Origin of the sequence: Psittacicella gerlachiana (assembly GCF_003585965.1) — a bacterium.
Lineage (GTDB): Bacteria > Pseudomonadota > Gammaproteobacteria > Enterobacterales > Psittacicellaceae > Psittacicella > Psittacicella gerlachiana.
The window spans coordinates 1-22,685 of sequence record NZ_NRJF01000006.1 but is presented as its reverse complement, the minus strand read 5'-3'; the positions used below and the strand labels follow the sequence as shown (position 1 = coordinate 22,685).

Annotated in this window: 1 protein-coding gene; it reads right to left on the bottom strand. The window is 38.6% G+C overall.

From position 1 onward, the window contains the following. The gene (locus tag CKF59_RS00240; protein WP_281270054.1) at positions 1–22,674 is read right to left on the bottom strand and encodes a filamentous hemagglutinin N-terminal domain-containing protein; all 22,674 of its coding nucleotides are present in this window, start codon (positions 22,672–22,674) and stop codon (positions 1–3) included. Positions 22,675–22,685 lie beyond the last annotated feature (11 nt).

Sequence of the window (22,685 nt, the reverse complement as noted above, 5' to 3'; positions counted from 1 at the left end):
TTACTTTTTTTCCTCTTGATTGCCTGAAGTAACTAAGTTATTTAAAGCATCAGGAGCAATTTGACATGCCTCTCTAAATTGTGAAGCATCATCACCTTTAATGTTGTATTTGGTGATTATTTCTTCTGGACTGAGATTTTTGCTATCTTCTGCAGAAATTCTGTAGTTAGCGAGAATATCAGACATAGTTAGAGTACATGTTTGTAGTAATTGAAGTTGACTTAATTGTACATTTGTTACAACAATTGCTTCACCTTCAGGTAACGGATTATCCTTACCAATTCTGAAGATTTCTTTTGAAGATTCTCCATCAGTTTTATCTTCATCCTCAATAAGAACATTACGTTTCGCTACTTTAAGGTCATCGTTAGCTCTTTGATCAATAGTATCAATAACTTCACGCTCATTAGCTTTTGGACTTTGATCCGTGAAGGTTACAGGATAACCTGAGATATTAGAGTTATCGATGTTGATTGGAGTATAAGTAGCGATATTAATTCCACCACCAGTGATGTTCGTACCAATAATATTACCATCTCCGGTTACCGCTGTAATATCAGCTGAATCAGTAGCATTAATCACCGTACCGTTTCCAGTATTGAAATCAGTTTGAGCATTAACATTAAATGTTTCAGACTGAGTGCGTGAATCACTTAAGGTCACAGAAGCATTTTCACTATTCATATTGATTCCTCTACCTGAAATGTTAGAGTTATCAACATTTATTTCTTCAGCAGCAGTGATATTTACATTACCATTTGGTGTTGTGAGGTTGGTACCTACAACATTAATTGCACCTTGGTTAGAGTTAACTCCAATATCACCATTATTTGAAGTAATAACAGTACCATTACCAAAGTTAACACCTTGATCACCGTTAACATCAATATTACCATCTGAAGATAGAGCTGAGTCGTTAATAGTTACAACACCACCTGCATTAGTTGAAATTGATTCTTTACCAGAGATGTTAGAGTTAATCGAAGTGATATCGTCTTTAGCGTCTAGTTCAACTACTTTACCTGTGATATTAGTACCAACCGCAGTAATTGAACCATTACCACTAGTTACACCTACTTTTTCAGCAGCTTCTACAGTTGTACCGTTGCCAAAGTTAACTCCTTTATCCCCATTTACATCAATGCTACCGTCTGAAGATAGAGCTGAATCATTAATAGTTACAACACCACCTGCATTAGTTGAAATTGATTCTTTACCAGAGATGTTAGAGTTAATTGAAGTAATATCATCTTTAGCGTCTAGTTCAACTACTTTACCTGTGATATTAGTACCAACCGCAGTAATTGAACCATTACCACTAGTTACACCTACTTTTTCAGCAGCTTCTATAGTTGTACCATTGCCAAGGTTAACTCCTTTATCTCCATTTACATCAATATTACCGTCTGAAGATAATGCTGAATCATTAATAGTTACAACACCACCTGCGTCAGTTGAGATAGACTCTTTACCTGAGATGTTAGAGTTGATCGAAGTAATATCTTCACCAGCATTTAAGTCAACATTGTTAGCGGTTAAGTTAGTGCCAGTTACTGAAATTGAACCATTTGGAGAACCTACTTTAATGTCACCATCTTTCGCTTCCGCAATAGTTCCATTTCCGAATACCACTCCTTTATCACCGTTTACAGTGAGATCACCTTTCTCTACAGTTAAGGCAGAATCATTGATAGTTACTACACCACCTGCGTCTGCAGCAATTCCTTCTTTACCTGAGATGTTAGAGTTGATTGAAGTAATATCTTCACCAGCATTTAAGTCAACAGTATTCGCTGTTAAGTTAGTACCAGTTACTGAAATTGAACCATTCGGAGAACCTACTTTAATGTCGCCATCTTGTACGGTTCCAACAGTTCCATTTCCGAATACCACTCCTTTATCACCGTTTACAGTGAGATCACCTTTCTCTACAGTTAAGGCAGAATCATTGATAGTTACTACACCACCTGCGTCTGCAGCAATTCCTTCTTTACCTGAGATATTAGAGTTGATTGAAGTAATATCTTCACCAGCATCTAATGCAACAGTGTTTGCTGTTAAGTTAGTACCAGTTACTGAAATTGAACCATTTGGAGAACCTACTTTAATGTCACCATCTTTCGCTTCCGCAATAGTTCCATTTCCGAATACCACTCCTTTATCACCGTTTACAGTGAGATCCCCTTTATCTACAGTTAAGGCAGAATCATTGATAGTTACTACACCACCTGCGTCTGCAGCAATTCCTTCTTTACCTGAGATATTAGAGTTGATTGAAGTAATATTTTCACCAGCATCTAATGCAACAGTGTTTGCGGTTAAGTTAGTACCAGTTACTGAAATTGAACCATTTGGAGAACCTACTTTAATGTCACCATCTTGTACAGTTCCAACAGTTCCATTTCCGAATACTACTCCTTTATCACCGTTTACAGTGAGATCTCCCTTCTCTACAGATAATTCAGAATCGTTGATAGTTACTACACCACCTGCATCTGCAGTAATTCCGTTTTTACCTGAGATGTTAGAGTTAACGGTGGTGATATCTTCACCAGCATCTAATGCTACAGTGTTTGCGGTTAAGTTAGTACCAGTTACTGAAATTGAACCATTTGGAGAACCTACTTTAATGTCACCATCTTTCGCTTCCGCAATAGTTCCATTTCCGAATACTACTCCTTTATCACCGTTTACATCAATATCTCCTTTCTCTACAGATAAATCAGAATCGTTAAGAGTTACTACTCCACCAGCATTTGCTGAAATTCCAGTTTTACCTGAGATATTAGAGTTAACCGTAGTGATATCTTTATCAGCCTCTAAATCAACAGTAGTAGTTGCCGTTAAGTTAGTACCTGTTACTGAAATTGAACCATTAGTAGAACCTACTTTGATGCCACCATCTTTCGCTTCCGCAATAGTTCCATTTCCAAATACCACTCCTTTATCACCGTTTACATCAATATCACCTTTCTCTACAGATAAATCAGAATCATTGATAGTTACTACACCACCTGCATCTGCAGTAATTCCGTTTTTACCTGAGATGTTAGAGTTAACGGTTGTGATATCTTCACCAGCATCTAATGCAACAGTGTTTGCGGTTAAGTTAGTACCAGTTACTGAAATTGAACCATTTGGAGAACCTACTTTAATGTCGCCATCTTTCGCTTCCGCAATAGTTCCATTTCCGAATACCACTCCTTTATCACCGTTTACAGCAATATCTCCTTTCTCTACAGATAAATCAGAATCGTTAAGAGTTACTACTCCACCAGCATTTGCTGAAATTCCAGTTTTACCTGAGATATTAGAGTTAACCGTAGTGATATCTTTATCAGCCTCTAAATCAACAGTAGTAGTTGCCGTTAAGTTAGTACCTGTTACTGAAATTGAACCATTAGTAGAACCTACTTTGATGCCACCATCTTTCGCTTCGGCAATAGTTCCGTTTCCAAATACTACCCCTTCTTTACCACCAACTGTTATATCTCCGCTATCAAGCGTTAAGCGAGAATCATTGATTGTTGTCGTTCCATTAGAATCAACATCAAGACCTTTCACTCCTGAAATATTGGTATTTTCTAGAGTAACATCTTTTTCAGCTTTAACAGCTACCGTATTACCAGTAATGTTAGTACCAGTACTATCTATGCTACCGTCTGAACTAGATACTTCTACATGGTTCTTAGCAGTTACATTAGTACCATTACCAAGAACCACACCCTCTTTACCAGATACGGTCGCATTGTTGCTTGCAGTTACGGTAGAGTCTTTCACCGTAGCCACACCATCTGTAGCACATACAGTTGCGTCACCATCGGTAGCTTCTACGGTAGATTTACCTTCTACAGTTACTGAAGCACCAGTTACTTCAACTGATTCACCTTTAGCAGTAGAACCATTGGTAAGTTTAGTTTCACCATTTGCTGAGTTAATGCTGGTTGTTCCTTCTGCTGAAGTTACTTGAGCATTATCTAAGGTTACTCCTTTATCACCATCGATATCAGTACCTTTAACCCCAGATACATTAGTATTCTCTAGGCTTACCTCATCAGCAGCTTTGATTGCTACGGTATTACCAGTAATGTTCGTACCTTTACTATCAATGCTACCATCTGAGCTAGATACTTCTACGTGATTCTTCGCAGTTACATTAGTACCATTGCCAAGAACTACACCGTCTTTACCAGATACGGTCGCATTGTTGCTTGCAGTTACGGTAGAGTCTTTCACTATAGCTACGCCATCAGTAGCACATACAGTTGCGTCACCCTTAGTAGCTTCAACGGTAGATTTTTCTTCTACAGTTACTGAAGCACCAGTTACTTCAACTGATTCACCTTTGGCAGTAGAACCATTGGTAAGTTTAGTTTCACCATTTGCTGAGTTAATGCTGGTTGTTCCTTCTGCTGAAGTTACTTGAGCATTATCTAAGGTTACTCCTTTATCACCATCGATATCAGTACCTTTAACCCCAGATACATTAGTATTCTCTAGGCTTACCTCATCAGCAGCTTTGATTGCTACGGTATTACCAGTAATGTTCGTACCTTTACTATCAATGCTACCATCTGAACTAGATACTTCTACGTGATTCTTCGCAGTTACATTAGTACCATTGCCAAGAACTACACCTTCTTTACCAGATACGGTCGCATTGTTGCTTGCAGTTACAGTAGAGTCTTTCACTGTAGCTACGCCATCAGTAGCACATACAGTTGCGTCACCTTTAGTAGCTTCTACAGTAGATTTTTCTTCCACAGTTACAGAAGCACCAGTTACTTCAACTGATTCACCTTTAGCAGTAGAACCATTGGTAAGTTTAGTTTCACCGTTTGCTGAATTAATGCTGGTTGTTCCTTCTGCTGAAGTTACTTGAGCATTATCTAAGGTTACTCCTTTATCACCATCAATATCAGTACCTTTAACTCCAGAAACATTAGTGTTTTCTAAGCTAACTTTACCGTTTTCAGCATTGATTCCTACAGTATTACCTGCGGTAATATTTGTACCTTTACTATCAATGTCACCATCAGAACTTGTGATTGCCACATCATTCTTCGCAGTTACATTAGTACCATTACCAAGAACTACGCCATCTTTACCAGATACAGTCGCATCTTTTTCAGCAGTTACCGTAGAGTCTTTCACGGTAGCTACGCCTTTGGTTGCGCATACAGTTGCGTCTTCTTTAGTTGCTTCCACGGTAGATTTTTCTTCTACAGTTACTGAAGCACCAGTTACGGCAACTGATTCACCTTTAGCTGTAGAACCATTAGTAAGTTTAGTTTCACCATTATCAGAGTTAATCGTGGTTGTACCATTTTCTGAGGTTACTTGCGCCTTATCTAAGGTTACGCCTTGATCACCATCAACAGTAGTCCCTTTAACTCCAGACACATTAGTATTCTCTAAGCTTACTTTACCGTTTTCAGCGTCAATTTTCACGGTATTAGCAGCAGTAATATTGGTACCTTGGCTATTAATGTCACCGTCAGAACTTGTGATCGCAACATCATTCTTCGCAGTTACATTAGTACCATTGCCAAGAACTACCCCACCTTTACCTGCAACAGTAGCATCATTTTCTGCAGTTACTGTAGAGTCTTTAACCGTAGCTATGCCTTGAGTTGCACATACAGTTGCATCACCTTTAGTAGCTTCTACCGTAGATTTACCTTCTACAGTTACTGTAGCACCAGTTACGGCAACAGACTCACCTTTGGTCGTAGAACCATTAGTAAGTTTAGTTTCACCATTATCTGAGCTAATCGTGGTTGTACCATTTGCTGAGTTTACTTGTGCCTTATCTAAGGTTACGCCTTGATCACCATCGATATTCGTACCTTTAACACCTGAAACATTAGTGTTCTCTAGGCTTACTGTACCTTTTTCTGCATCAATGCTTACAGTATTACCTGCTGTAATGTTCGTACCTTGGCTCTCGATGTTACCATCTGAGCTAGTTACAGATACATCATTTGAAGCAGAAACATTAGTACCATTACCTAAAACAACACCTTGTTTACCTTTAACCGTAGCGTCACCATCTTTCGCAGTAACTGTAGAGTTATTAATGGTTGCTTTACCTTTAGTAGCTTCTACCGCAGCTGTTCCAGTAGTTGCAGTTACATCTGAATCTTTTTCGATCAGAACATCTGCACCACTTACAGAAACTCCTGTACCACCTGTAACTTCTGCACCATTAGTTAAGGTTGTCGTGCCGTTTGCTGAATCAATCGTAACTTTTGCGTCAGAGCTTACTTTAGCCTTATCTAAAGTTACGCCTTGATCACCATCGATATTCGTACCTTTAACCCCAGAAACATTAGTGTTCTCTAGGCTTACTTTACCTTTTTCTGCATCGATGCTTACAGTATTACCTGCAGTAATATTCGTACCTTGGCTCTCGATGTTACCATCTGAGCTAGTTATATCTACATTATTCGAAGCAGAAACATTGGTACCATTACCTAAAACAACACCCTCTTTACCTTTAACGCTAGCGTCACCAGCTTTCGCCGTAACCGTAGAGTTATTAATGGTTGCTTTACCATTAGTAGCTTCTACCGCTGCTGTACCAGTAGTTGCAGTTACATCTGAGTCTTTTTCGATCAGAACGTCTGCACCAGTTACCGAAGCCCCTGTTCCACCAGTAACTTCCGCACCATTGGTAAGTTGAGTTGTGCCACTTTCAGAACCTACAGAAACTTGTTCTCCCGCATTAATACGAGCGTCATCTACTGTAACTCCAGTTTTACCATTTACATCTACATTTTTCACCCCGGAAACATTAGTGTTTTCTAGGCTAATAGTTGTATCTGCATCTAGTTTAACTGCATTACCAGTAATATTTGTACCTTTACTATCAATGTAACCAGCTGAACTTGAAACTTCTACTGTTCCTTGAGCCGTTACATTAGTACCATTACCAAGAATTACGCCTGTTTTACCTTTTACGGTTGCGTCAGTTTGTGCAGTTACGGTTGAGTTGAGAACTTGAGCTGTACCTTCTGTAGCTTCTACAGTTGCGGTTGTAGTTGTACCTTTAACGGTAGCGTCATTTTTCACCACTACGTTTGGACCTGTAACTTCCGCTGCTGCCCCAGTTACACTTGCTCCATCAACAGTTGCTGTACCACCATTTGTCGCTTCAACTTTCGCAGTACCAGATTCTGAAGTAATTGTCGAAGCTTTTTCAACATTTACATCTTTACCAGTTACTGTTGCTCCAGTTTTACCTGCTACGCTTGAAGCATTAGTGATCGTTGCAGTACCTGCTGTAGCGGTTACCGTTGCTTGGTTATCAGAAGATACCTTAGCATTATCTAAAGTAACATCTGTAGCCGCTGTAACCCCAGCTCCTTTCACCCCTGATACATTAGTATTTACTAAACTAATTTCTTGAGCATTAAGGTTAGCTGTACCACCTGCGGTGATATTAGTACCTTTACTGTCGATATTACCTTCAGAACTAGATACAGTTACATCATTAGCAGCAGTTACATTGGTACCATTACCAAGTACTACACCTTGTTTACCTTTAACTGTAGCGTCGGTTGCCGCACTTACAGTTGAATTTAAGATTTGTGCTTTGCCCTCTGTAGCTTCTACAGTTGCGGTAGTTGAAGTACCTTCAACTTTAGCACCGTTTTGGATTACTACATTTGGACCTGTAACTTCAGCAGCTGGACCACTTACGGTTGCTTGATCAATAGTTACAGTACCACTATCTTTAGCTTCAACTTTTGCTGTACCTGTAGTTGCGGTTACGTCTGAATCTTTTTCTACCGTAACATCTTTACCAGATACAGTTATCTCAGCACCTTTAACGCTAGCGTCATTAGTTACTTTAACGCTATTATCAGAGTTAACCGTAGTCGTACCTTCAGAAGAGCTAATTGCCGAAGCATCAACAGTTACACTATTGTCACCTTCGATATTAACTTTCTTGTTACCAGTAATATTAGTATTAATGAGGCTAACATCAGTCTTAGCATCTACCGACACTTCTCCATTTAGAGCCGTGATGTTTGTACCATTACTGCGGATAAAGCCTTCTTTACTTGATACGTCAATATCACCGGTAGCAGCACTTAAGTTAGTACCATTACCTAAAGTAACTCCTGTCGTACCTGAAACTTTAACATCGCCTGCTTCCGCTTCTACACGACCAGCAAATATCTTAGTTTCACCATTTGCACTATCAACAACAGCATTACCTGTAGTTGCAGTTACTGTAGCTTGATCAATCGTAGTCCCAGCATCACCAGCTACTTCTGCTGATCCACCTTTAACTGTAGATTGACCATCAACGGTTACTTGCCCCTCACCAGTAACACTTGCTTTACCGTTGGTAGCTTCTACGGTTGAAGCACCTGTTACGGTTGTTGCAGTTTTACCAGTAACACTTGCGTCACCTTGTTTTGCAACTACTTTACTATTGTCAAGTTTCGCTTCAGTTGTGGTTGCACAGATTACGGCATTACCGTTTTCTGCAGTAGCATTACTGTTAGTTAAAGTAACACTTGCCCCTGTTACATTTACGCTATTTGAAGTTAAGTTAGAATCTGTAACTTTTACTTCGCTATCTGCAGAGTAAAGAGTTACGCTTTCTTCTGCCTTAACATCAGAATTAGTTACCGTAATGCCATCTTTAGCGACATACTCTAAGTTCTTCGTACTTGGATTATCTTTAGAGTCGGCAATCGTAATCGAACCATTAGTTTCATAACGAGTTCTTTCTTTACCAACTGCTTGTGAATCTTTAGTAGTAATTTGATCATTAGCTTTTAACTCTAAAGCATTTTCTGCAATTGCTTTAGTGCCTTCTAAGCTCACACTACCACAAGTCGAAGCTATCGTAATGTCTTGTACTCCATCCTTAATCGTAACATTACGTAGAGTCGTATTGTCATCACCAGTGATCGTTAAAGTTTCTTTCGCTCCTAAAATTGAGTTTTCAACTTTAGCTTCACCATCAGCTGTGCTTAAGGTTAATTCTTTTGGAGTTGTAATATTTGTATTGTTTAAAGTTAAACCTGTCGCCGCAGTTAAAGCTACACGTCCAGACTCATCAACGGTGATATTTGTTCCTTCACTGTTGATCGCCCCTTGCGAACTCGTAATCTCTACAGCATCTTTTGCAGTTACATTAGTACCATTACCAAGTTCTACACCTGCAGCACCTGATACACTTGCACTACCTTGAGTTGCAGAAACCGTTGAGTTGTTTACGGTTGCTTTACCAGTTGTCGCTCCAATAATCGCATCACCGTCTTTAGCGATTACACTACTATCTTGCAGAGTTACCGTTGCCCCAGTAAGGTTAGTGTTGTTAGATTCAACTTTAGCTTTGGTGAGAGATACCGCTCCCTCTTCAGAGTAAAGACTTACCGACTCTTCTGCTTTAAGGTCATAGTCAGAAACCGTAATACCTTTTTTCGCAGAGTACTCTAAGTTTTTAGTTGAAGGAGTTTCATCACCACCTGAAATTGTAATTGATTGGTTAGTTTCGTAACGAGTTTTCTCTGTACCTACCGCAGAAGATTTCTCTAAGTTAATATCATCATTTGCTTTTAAGGTTAGAGTTTCTTTTGCGTTTGCTGTAGTACAAGTTAAGGTTACAGAACCACAAGTTGAACTAACCGCAATGTTTTTCGCTTCTTCACCAACTTTTACATTGGTTAAAGTTGTTTGCGTATTACCAGTTACCGCTAAGTCTTCTTCAGTTTTGAGAGCAGTGTTCTTCACATCTGCAGCTCCATCTTGAGCGGTCAGACTAATACCCTTGCGACCTGTGATATTCGTATTGTTTAACGTAATATCTTGTTTTGCACTTAAGCTTACTTCTGAGTCTGCAGACAGACCAGTAATATTAGTGCCTTCAGCCTTAATGCTACCTTCGCTGCTCGTTAAGTCGATATTACCTAACGCTGAAATATTTGTACCATTGTTAGATTCTATATCCCCAGCAGCCGTAATTGCAGCTGAACCAGCTGTAGCTTCAAGAGTTGCGTTGTTTAAGGTAACTTTCTTAGTTGCATCTGTTGCAGTAAGGGTTAAGTCTTCCTCGCTTGCTTTCACTACAGAGTTATCTACAGTAATACCAGCACCAGTTACACTTGTTGCTTTACCTTCAACTTTTGTACCTGTTTGGAGCGTAACTTCACCTGACTTACCATCAAGAGTTAAATCACCACCAGTAGTTAAGGTTGTACAAGTTGCCGTAACTCCTGTACCACATACTGAAATATCACCTGTTTCTGAAGTTGCCGTAACTTGATCTAGAGTTGTAGCTCCTTCTTTACCGTTTACAACAATATCACCAGCTTTAGTTTCAGCAGTTACTTTAGATGCACTAACACCATTACCACTTAAAGTAATACCATCAGAACCTTCAGTTTTTGCACTTACATCTGTTGCACTTAACGCACCTGAACCCGCATCTAATAGAATGCTACCATCAGTTGCACTTAAAGCAACTTTATCAGCAGTTAAGCTTTCCCCAGCTACTGAAATAGATTTCGCACCTGTAATATTGGTATTAATTAAGCTTACATCTGTCGCAGCTTGAACATTTACTCCTTCATTAACTGAAGTAATATTTGTTCCATTTGAGCGGATATAACCTTCGCTCGAAGTTAGGCTAACTGCACCATTTGCAGTCACATTAGTACCATTACCTAGGTTGATTCCTTTAGAACCTGCAACCGTAGCTGTTGCTGTACCACAAATTGTTGAGTTATTTGCCGTAAGAACACCGTCATTAGCTTCAACTCTTACATCACCCGCAGTCGCACAAACCGTAGAATCAACTAGAGTCGTATCTTTAGCAATTACGCTTGCAGTTGAACCTTGGACTTTTGCACTATCAAGTTTTGCTGTAGTTGCAGCTGATACACTTGCCGTTCCTGCTTGAGTAGTTGCACTAGTATCTGTTAGTGTTACACAACCTGTAGTTGATGTTACTTCAACATTACCGCTTGGCGTAGTTGCGGTTAAGTTACCAGCTTGCACTTCGCCACCAGTTAACTTAATGCCCCCTGAAGTCTCAACAGTTACCGTTGAGTTGTCAGCAATTAACTTACCAGTTTTTGCATCAAGAGTTACATCACCGGTGTTAGTTTGAGCAGTGAGTTTAGATGCCGTAACTCCTTCCCCACTAATACTAATATCCCCAGTTTCTTTAGTTTGAGCTTTAGTATTAGTAACAGATACCGCTTTGTCACTTGCAACATTAATGTCACCATTTTCAGTTGCTAAAGTAGCGTCTTTCAGAGTTACCCCCTCTTTACCAACAACATCAGCACCTTTAGCACCCGAAACATTGGTATTCACAAGACTTACATCTGTACCCGCATTAATCGCTACCGACTCTGTTCCTGAAGTAATATTTGTACCTGTAGCATGGATATGACCGTCAGTTGCAGTTAAACTTACAGTTTTACCTGCAGTTACATTAGTACCATTACCTAGATTTATATCTTGAACTGCCGTTACGATTGCTTCTTCAGTTGCACAAATTGTTGAGTTAGCAGAGGTTAGAGAACCGCCAGCAATTACGTATGCATCACCAGCTGTTGCTTTAACTTCTGAGTCAGTTAGACTAATGTCTTGACCCTCAAGACTTGCAGTAGTACCTATAACTTTAGATTTATCTAAAGTAACATCTGCAGAAGTAATCACAGTTGCTTGACCTGCAGCAACTTGTAATTGTGAATTAGTTAAGCTTATATCTCCAGTTTTACCGTCAATATTTGCTGAACCATCAGCTTTCGAAGTAGCGGTTAGACCAGTAGCAGTAACGCCTGTAGCTTCAATGATGACATCGCCACTTTCGGTAGTTAAAGTAGTATCAGTTAAACTTGCTTGACCATCTTTAGCGTCAACTCTTACGTCACCGTCTTTAGTGGTTGCGGTTAAGCCTGAAGTGGTTACTTCTTGACCGTTAAGCGTAATATCACCAGCTTCTTTAACTTGAGCTTTAGTATTAGTTGCGGTAATAGCTTGTTCACTGGTTACCCTAATGTCGCCATTAGTGGTTGCTAAAGCTGCATCGGTTAAAGTCACTGCTTCTTTAGCATTAATTGCGGTACCTGCCACTCCCGAGATATTAGTATTCTCTAAAGAAATAGTTTTACCAGCATCTAAAGTAACTTTATCGCTCGAAGTTATGTTAGTGCCTTTACTGTCAATTGAACCATCTTCTGAACTTACACTAATTGCCCCGGTTGCAGTTACATTAGTACCATTACCTAAAGTAACTCCAGTTTGACCTGCGAGACTTGCGGTAGTAGTTGCACACACGGTTGAGTTAGCTAGAGTGAGGCTACCTTCCGTAGCAGTTACACTTGCTGCTCCCGCTGTTGCCTCTACAGTTGCATTAGTTAAGCTAGTTGTACTACCTTGAACATTTACACTTGCTCCACTAATTACAGAGTCATCAGCTTCAATTGTTCCTGCGGTAGTTACAGCAGTTTCTGCAGTACCTTTAAGAGTTGTTTTATCAAGGTCGATCTTACCTACAGTTGTCGTAACCGTTGCTTGACCAGCTTGTGTAGTTAAGCTGCTACCACTTAGAGTTACATCTTGATCACCCCCATCAACTTTAAGATCACCTGAAGCAGTAGTTGCAGTTACCCCTGTTGCACTTACGCCGTTACCAGATAGAGTAAAGTCACCTGAAGTTTGGCTATTAGCGTTTACTTGATCAAGAGTTGCTTTACCTTCAGTTGCTGTCAGAGAAATATCTCCGGTTTGCGTACCTAAAGCCGCATTTTTTACGGTTAACTCAGTTGTACCACTAATACCTATACCAGTTTTACCTGAGATATTGGTATTAATTAGGCTGGTATCTGTTTTTGCAGTTACAGTTACGGTTTGCTCCACTGAAGTAATATTTGTACCATTCGAACGTACATAACCTTCTTCAGAGCTTACAGTTACTGCATTTTGTGCCGTAATGTTAGTACCATTACCGAGGTTAACTCCTGTTTTACCTGATACAGTTGCCGTATCTGAAGCTTCTACGGTAGAGTTAGCTAAAGTAGTTACGCCATCTGTAGCGGTTACGGTTGCACTACCACCTACAGCTTTAATTGTCGAGTTAGTAGCAGTTACACTTTCAGAACCTTCAACTACCGCATTACCAGCAGTTGCACTTACAGTTGCATCTTTTAAGCTTACAACTTTACCTGAAACATTAGTATCTTTAGCTTCTACTTTCGCTTTACTAATATCTACTGTACCTTCAGAAGAGTAAACTACGAGTTTTTCGTTAGCAGTTACATCTTGACCTGATACCGTAACCCCTTGTTTACCTACGTATTCAAGTTGTTGGGTTTCAGGAATCGTACCACCACCAGAAATAGTTAAGGTTTCGTTAGTTTCATAACGGGTACGTTGTTTACCTACTACAGGAGAATCTGAAGTAGAAATAGATTTTTCTGCTTTAAGTACGGCAGCATTTTCTGCAGTTGCACAAGTATCTTTAAGTTTTAGTTCTCCTGAAGAAGCCGTAAACTCAAGGTTTTGAACACCATCCGCTATCTTAGTATTCTCTAAAACTAAATCAGCTCCACCAGTAATCGCAAGATTATTTGCTACGGCTAAAGTAGAGTTACCAACTTTAGTTTCTCCTGCAGTTGAAGCAATAGTTAAATCATGAGCACGGGTAATATTAGTATTATTTAAATTAATACCTGTAGCCGCAGTTAAGCTCACATTTGCTTTATCACCTTTAACGGTAATATTTGTACCTTCAGAAGAGATTTGTCCTTGAGCTGAAGTAATGTCTACATTACCTTGCTCTGCAGTAACATTAGTACCATTCGTGAAGGTAATACCTTGCTCACCTGACACTAATACGTTTTCTTTAGCTGAAATCGTACCATTAGTTACCGTTAACGCTCCAGCAGTTGCACATACTACCGCATCTCCTGCAGTTGCATTAACTTCAGAGTTATTAATGTTCACCGTAGAACCAGTAACATTTGCACTATTACCTTTTACCGTTGATTTTGTTACATCAACATTACCGTATTTAGAGTAAAGCTCAACGCCATTAGTTACAGTTAAGTCAGAATCAGTTACGGTAATACCTCTATCTGCTGAGTATTCTAATTTCTTAGTCGCTAAATCCTTAGCTCCGGTCACTGATAAAGTATCACCAGTTTCGTAACGAGTTCTTTCCGCACCAATTGCACTTGAACATACTACATCAATACTACCACCTGCTTTTAAGATTAAAGTATCTGTAGCTTGTGAAGTAGTATTTTCTAATGAAAGTTTGCCGGTAGTTGCAACTACGGTTACATTTTTAGTAGTTACCGGAATGGTTACATTATCTAAAGTAGTCGTGGTATAACCTGTTACTTTTACCTGTTCGCTTGCTGATAATGAAGATTTAGTAATATCTACTTTACCTGCTTGAGCGTCAATTACTAACTCTTTTGGATTAGTAATATTAGTGTTATTTAAACTAATGTCCTGAGCTGCGGTTAAGTTAACTGTAGACTCTGTACCACAAACGGTAATATTAGTTCCTTCTGACTTAATGCTTCCCGCTTCTGAGTAAACCGTTACATCACCAGTTTTTGCACTAATATTAGTACCGTTACCTAAATCCACTCCTGCTTTACCAGAAACTAAAGCATTCTCTTGCGCCGAGATTGTAGAGTTAGCTACCGTAAGTTTGTTTTCGGTCGCACAAACTACCGCACTACCTGTAGTTGCACTCACTTCAGAATTGGTTAAAGTAACCGTTGCCCCTGTAATATTGGCATTATTACCTTTAACCGTTGATCTAGCGACATCAACTGTACCATCTTTAGAGTAAAGTTCAATACCATCAACTACCGTTAAGTTAGAGTCAGTAATGGTAATACCTTGGTCAGCTGAGTACTCAAGTTTTTTGGTTGCTGGAGCATCTTTAGCATCAGCCACGGTAATTGAACCACCAGTTTCGTAGCGAGTTCTTTCCGCCCCGATTGCTGTAGAACCTGTAGCTTCAATATCACCTTTTGCTTTTAAGATTAAGGTATCAGAAGCATCAGATTTAGTGTCTTTTAAGGTTAATTTACCTTCAGTAGCTTCAATCGCTACATTTTTTGCGGTTGACGGAATCGCCACTGTTTCTAAAGTTGTGGTTTTTCCTGAAATATTTAAATTATCACTTGCACTTAAAGTTGAGCTCGTGATTTTTGCATCACCATCGGTAGAACTAATTAATAGTTCTTTTGGATTAGTAATGTTAGTGTTATTTAAGGTAATGTCTTTAGCTGCCGTTAAGTTAACTATAGATTCAGCTCCAAAGGCAGAAATATTAGTTCCTTCAGATTTAATTTCCCCTTCTGAAGAGTAGATTTCTACATTACCTTCAGTAGTATTAATCTTAGTTCCATTATTTAATTCAATACCTTTAGAACCTAATACCGTAACATTTTGGCTCGCTTGAATTGTGGAGTTGTTTACCGTTAGTTTTTCATTAGTTGAAGAAACTACAGCATTACCATCTGTTGCCGTTACCGTAGAATCAGTTAGAGTTACCGTACCCCCAGTAACATTGGTATTTTTCGCAGTAACTTTACCTTTGTTTAAGTTAACTGTACCATCAGCAGAGTAAATAACAAGATTTTCTTTTGCCGTTACTTCTTGGCTATCAACAGAAACCCCTTGTTTACCAACATATTCTAATTGTTTAGTGTCAATAGCGTCGCCACCAGCACCTACAGTTAGAGTTGCGTTAGTTTCATAACGAGTACGTTCTGCCCCTGATAAGGTTGAACCTGAAGTCGTAATTGCTTGTTCAGCTTTTAAGATTGCGGTGTTAGTCGCTTTACCTGAAGTATCAGTTAAAGTTAAAGTACCAGTTTTAGCGGTAATGGTAACATTTTCTACCGTATCGGTAATCTTAGTTTTATCTAGTTGAACATTATTACCAACTACACTTACATTACCAGTCGCTCCTAAGCTACTATTACCAATAGTTGCATCACCTGCAGTTGCGGTAATTAATAAATCTTTAGGATTGGTAATATTCGTATTGTTTAAAGTAACTCCCGTAGTTGCAGTTAAGTTAACTACAGCTGTAGGACTTTTCACGGTAATATTTGTCCCCTCTGCATTGATTTCTCCTTGTGCAGAGTAGATATCTACATTACCGTTTACAGCAGTAATATTGCTACCGTCATTTAAGTCAATACCAGTTTTACCTAAAACTACCGCATTAGCTTGAGCTTCGATCGTTGAGTTATTAACCGTTAACTTGTTTTGAGTTGATGAAACTACTACATCACCATCAGTCGCTTTAACTTCAGAATCGGTTAAGGTTACCGTACCACCAGTAATGTTAGTTTCTTTTGCCGAAACTTTACCTTTATTAAGATCTACTTGACCGTTTTCAGAGTAAATTACTAATTTCTCTTTCGCCGTTACTGTTTGATCTGTAACTGAAACCCCTTCTTTACCTACATACTCTAATTGATTTGTATCTAGGTCTTCACCACCTTTACCAATGGTTAAGGTTGCATTAGTTTCATAACGCGTACGATCTTTACCGTAAAGAGTAGAGTTGTCAGTAGAAATTGCTTTCTCTGCTTTTAAGATAGCTGCTTGAGCCGCCGTACCAGAAGTATCGGTTAAAGTTAAGGTATCTTTAGTTGCCGTTAAGTGAATGTTTTGGACATCACCTTGAACCTTAGTTTTATCAACTGCAACCGCTTGACCGACGATTGTTAAGTTATTACTTAAAGCAATCGTAGAGTTACCTAACTTGGTATTACCATCAGAAGCAGTAATGCTTACATCCTTAGCATGGCTAATGTTGGTGTTGTTTAAAGTCACCCCATTAGCTGCCGTAACCTCTACATTTGCCGTCTCAGCAACAGTAATGTTTGTACCTTCAGAATTAATTTCACCCGCTCTCGAGCTAATTTCTACATTACCTTCTGCCGAAGATACATTTGAACCATTAGTGAAGGTTACTCCAGTATTACCAGCAACTTTTACGCCTGTAGAACCTGCAATTGCAGAGTTAGTTACCGTTAATCCATTTTGGGTTGCTTCAACTACAGCTGCTCCAGCTGTTGCACATACTTCAGAGTTAGTTAATTTTACTGTACCACCAGTAACATTAGTTTCTTTTGCCGAAACCTTACCATTCTCAAGAGACACTTCACCTGTTTCAGAGTAGATTACAAGTTTTTCTTGAGCAGTTACCGTTTGATCCGTTACTTTAACCCCTTTCTTACCAACATACTCTAGCTGTTGTGTTTCAAGGTCTTCACCACCTTTACCGATAGTTAAGGTTTCATTAGTTTCGTAACGTGTACGCTCTTTACCGTAAAGAGTAGAACCTTCGGTAGAAATAGCCTTATCTGCAGTTAGGATCGCATTTTTCGCAGCAGTACCTGTAGTTTCCGTTAAAGTGATAGTACCAGTTTTCGCAGTTAAGCTAATATTTTGTACATCACCCTCAACTTTAGTTTTATCTAAAGCAACAGAACCGCCAGCTACGGTTAAGTTATTGTTTACTTTAATAGTAGTATTACCAAGTTTAGTTTCACCACTTGTAGAAGTAATTGAAACATCTTTTGGATTACTAATATTTGTATTATTTAAAGTAACACCTGTTGATGCAGAAATGCTTACATTAGCATCTGCAGAAGCTACAGTAATATTCGTTCCTTCAGCTTTTACTGCCCCAGCAGTTGAGGTAACTTCTACATCACCAGTTTGTGCTGAAATGTTAGTACCATTATCAAGAGTTACATCTTTAGCAGCTGAAATTGCTACTTCCCCTTGACCAGCAAGCGTAGAGTTAAGCGAAGTAACTTTACCACCAGTTGAAGTTACGGTTAAATCTCCAGTTGTCGAAGCAACTTTTGATTTAGTTAAAGTTACATCATCTTGACCAGAAAGAGTTGTGGTCGTACCTGATACACTTGAACTATCTAAAGCTACCGCTCCTTGTTCAGCTTTTACGCTAGCTTCACCTGAAGAAGTTACTTGGTGATTGGTTAGAGTTACTCCAGTTTTACCAGAGTAATCTACTTTACCAGTCGTTACAGCATCACCACCGCTAATTGCGAGTTTACCTTCAGCGTTAACAACGGTTTCTGCAGCTCCTGAAACACAAGAATTCGTAATGGTTGCATCACCTTGAGCAGTTGCACTGAGTTTTTCAGTAGCTTTTACATCAGAGTTAGTTACTGTTAAAGCCCCAGTTGTTGCGGTTAAAGTAGCGTTTTTCGCTCCTTCAACTTTAGTATTTTCAAGAGTAGTCGAACCACCAGAAATAGATAAATTATTAGATAGATCTAAACTAGTATCTGCTAATTTAACTTCACCCGTCGATGATTTAATATCTAAGTTTTTCGGGTTAGTGATATTAGTGTTGTTTAAAGTAACACCTGTAGATGCACTAACGCTTACATTAGCATCAGCGTTTTTAACGGTAAGGTTCGCTCCATCAGAAGTAATCGCTCCCGCTGTTGAAGTTACCGCAAGATTACCGGTTTCAGCAGTAATATTTGTACCTTTACCTAGGTTAACTCCTCCTTTACCAGCAACAGTTGCCGAGCCTTGACCAAAGATTGTAGAGTTATTTGCCGTTAAAGCACCTGAAGTTGCATTTACCACTACATCACTTGCAGTTGAATTAACTTCACTATTATCTAAGGTAACACTTGCACCCGTAATATTCGCAGTCTTACCTTTAGCTGTAGATGAAACTAACGCCACTTCTCCGTTTTCAGAGTAGATCTCTACTCCATTTTTCACGGTTAGGTTAGCATTGGTTACCGTTACTCCTTCTTTAGCTACATACTCTAATTTATCTGTAGCTGGAGCTTCTTCAATATTAGATACAGATAGGGTTTTACCAGTTTCATAACGTGTACGATTTGTACCTATCGCCGAAGAACACTCTACTGTTAAGGCATCTGCCGCTTTAAGGATTAAGGTATCTGTAGCATTTGCAGAAACATTACTTAATTTTAGAGTTCCGGTTGTTGCTGTTGCGGTTACATTTTTCACGGTGTTTGCAACAGAAACATTATCTAAATCTAACTGACCACCAGTAATATTTAAGTTGTTAGTTGCACTAACCGAAGTATTAGCAACTTTAACTTCACCTGTTTTAGCACTTATCTCTAAATCTTTTGGATTAGTAATATTAGTGTTATCTAAAGTAACTCCAGTAGAAGCACTAATATTTACTGAAGCATCACTTGCTTTTGTCGTGATGTTACTTCCCTGAACAGCAATCGAACCTTCTGAAGCAACTAAAGAAATATTGCCATTCTCAGCAGTTACATTCGAACCATTAGTAATCGAAATGTCTTGGTTTGCTTTAAGGTTAACACCAGTTGTCGCACATATAGTTGCATTGTGTAGAGTTACACTTTTCGTGATTGCCGTTAAGTTAACAGCACTCACAGTAGAAACAACTGTAGAATTACCAACAGTTACGCCAGCACCAGTTAAGTTTACTTCACTAGCTTTAATGTCTGATTTTTCTACATTTACATCACCTTTAGGAGCATAAGCTGTTACCGCTCCACTTGTAGTAACGTCAGTATTTTTAATACTTGCATCACCTGAAGATGAATTTAAAACTAGTGCTTGTAAGTTACTTGCTAACTCAACATTATCAAGACTTGTTGAAGTACCTTGAAGTTTTACTTCAGCAGTAGATGAGCTAGTACCAATTTTTGAATTTGTGAAGCTTACAGCTCCACCTGTAGAAGTAGCATTAAAGCCTTGTGCAGTGGTGATATTAGAGTCACTAAAGGTAATATCTTTAGTTGCACTCATTTTTACTTGTGTATCACTACCAGCTGCAATATTTGCATTAGTACCTTTAATCGAACCATTAGCAGTAATTGAAGCTTCTTTAGTTGCACTTGCATTAGTATCAGAGATGGTTACATTCTGACCTTGGATCGAGAGGTTATTCCCACTAGTTGAAGTAGTATTCTTAATCGTTACATCACTAGTTGCAGTACCTAAAGTAGTATTACTAGTTGCACAAAGTTTTGAGTTACTAATTGTTGTAGCTGCACCTGTAGCTCCCCAATTAATATCTGTTGCCGTAGCATTTACATCAGTTACCGAAATCGGAACTCCAGATCCTCCACCAATGCTCGAGGTCTTAGCAGCTGTAATATTAGCACCATTTAACTCTACTTTACTTGCACAGCTAGAGTAGATACTAACATTACCTTGTTTTGAAGTTAGATTCGTCGATCCATTTACAACTACTGACCCTGTTTGGGCTACATTAACACGAACATCTCCGGTTTCTGCCGAGATATTTGAGCCACTTACAATAAGGTCACCAGTTCTTACGCCACTATTGATGCCACTACTTGTGTTGGTACTAAAAGTAGTGTTGTTTTTACTTGTGAAGTTACTATCAGAAATTGCTAGTTTAGAGTTAACTTCTACATTAATACTACCGTTAGTCGAATTGAAAGTAGAATTAGATAACTTACTTCCATTGGTAGTATTAAATGGAGTATTAATGTTTATATTTCCTGGATTTAAAATTGATGAGTTTAAGAACTCTACTCGTGAATAACCACCAGAAGTCCCAGCAGCCTCTTTACTACCTATTGTTACCGTAGGATCACCTGAAGCTTCGTTTTTACTTAAATCTATAGAAGTGTTATCAAAAACTATAAAGTACTTATTACCATATTGAGCATCTCCACCTATATGTAAACTAGCTGCCCACTGATAATAATCAGTAAAACACATATCTTTAAAGTAATATCTATGTCCACCTTGACTAGCATAGTCTGAGGTTACAGCATCTTTATCTAAAGCAGAACCTACAGTATTAATTACCGTTGTCCATCCTGATATTGTTGAACAAATAAAGTTTGAATCATAGTTTGGGTAAAGTAAGACACTCATTGATTCAAGCTTACTGCCATTAACAACATTAAACTTGTAATAACTTTCAGTTAAATAAGTAGGTAAAGTTAAAAAATTTCCTGATGAAGCTATCAGGATACGTCCGTAAACAAGAAACTCTGTAGCTTGAAGCGTTGAATTATCAATAGTGGTGTGTAAATCATGGTTATTAAAAATTCTTGAACCAGTATGAACTTCTTTTCCATTATAGGTCCAGTAAAGTCCACCACTTATCCAAATATCGCCTTTTCTAGCTGTATTACCCCAAGTACTAATAAAGGAATCTTTAATTGTAGTATTACCAAATGCAGCTGACTTAAATCCCCCTACCCTTATTGTAGAGTTTTCAATTACAATGTTATTACCCAATAATTGAAAAACATAAGTTCCCGAACCAGTGATATTTACATTTCTTACGTAAATACTACCTAGATTTAATATATCCGGATCCAGACTTTGACCTACTTTAATGGTAGCTACTAATACATTTGAAGATTTTAAAGCAGTATTTAATGTAGAACTTCTAATTGTTGCTTCAGAACTGGTTGTATCAGATCTCCAAGAATACTCTCTTGAGTTACATGTAATCACTTGTCCATAAGTACCAGAGTCTACAATGTATACATTTACAGGGTCAATTAACCATTTACCGGTTTTCTCTGTATCTTGAGCAGTAGTATTTACACTAATATCATCAGAAACTTCGATAAACTCACCTGAAGTTTCAATAAAACCACCTGTACCTTTCTCTGCAGTAGCTAAAAAGTTACCTGAAACGTAAGCCTTGTTACCCCAAACATAAACATTTCCTGCATTGCTACTACTAATCCCAGAAACATTTACAACAGAACCCTCTCCTACATAGGTAGCGTCTGATAATTTAATCTCACCAGTTCCTTGAATATCACCACCAATATAAACAACACCACCGCCTAATCCAGAAGCATTAATATGAGAATTATTAACTAAATAAATCTCATCCCCAAGAACACTAACATTCCCAGCTTGCCCTGTTACATTAGAAGTATCAATAGTTCCGTTATTTACCACAAAACTATTTAGAACATGGTTACCCGAAGTTAACTGCGCATTATTTTCTGCGGTTGTATGGATATCTTCAGCTTCTGAAGCACCATAAAGCACCACTTCTCCCGAAGCGGTAATTGAAGCTTTACGTGCAGAATCTTGAGCAGAGATTACATCTGCAAATTGTTCTGCTGTAGTGTAACCATTAGCTACTTTATTCGCTAATAAGTAAGTTCTTTTAGAAACAATTTCCCCTAAGTTAACAGCTTTATTCTCAGCTGTAACACGATAAGAAATTAATGGATTATCTAAATCCTGAATTGTAATTGACTGTCCTGCAAGTAAGTAAACCGTACCATTTTTTGCTTCAAGAGTACCAGTATTTACTACTTTTCCACCCACTAAAGCTAAAGTACCATCATCGTTTACTTTAATCATCCCTTGGTTAAGGACACTTGCAATCGCACGGTCTTTGTCTTGATTAAATACGTAATTACCCTGAATAAAGTCTTCATTACTAATATCTAGCGTTGAAGCTACTAACCCCGCCACGTCTACTTGAGCACTTGCTCCAAAAACGATCCCTGCTGGGTTCACAATAAAAACTTTACCATTAGACTGTAATGTACCAAGAATTTGAGACACGCTACCGCCCAGCACGCGGTTTAACACGGCTGAGTTAGAACTTTCTTGGATAAATTTAACAATCTCTTGGGAATTAATATTAAATTTTT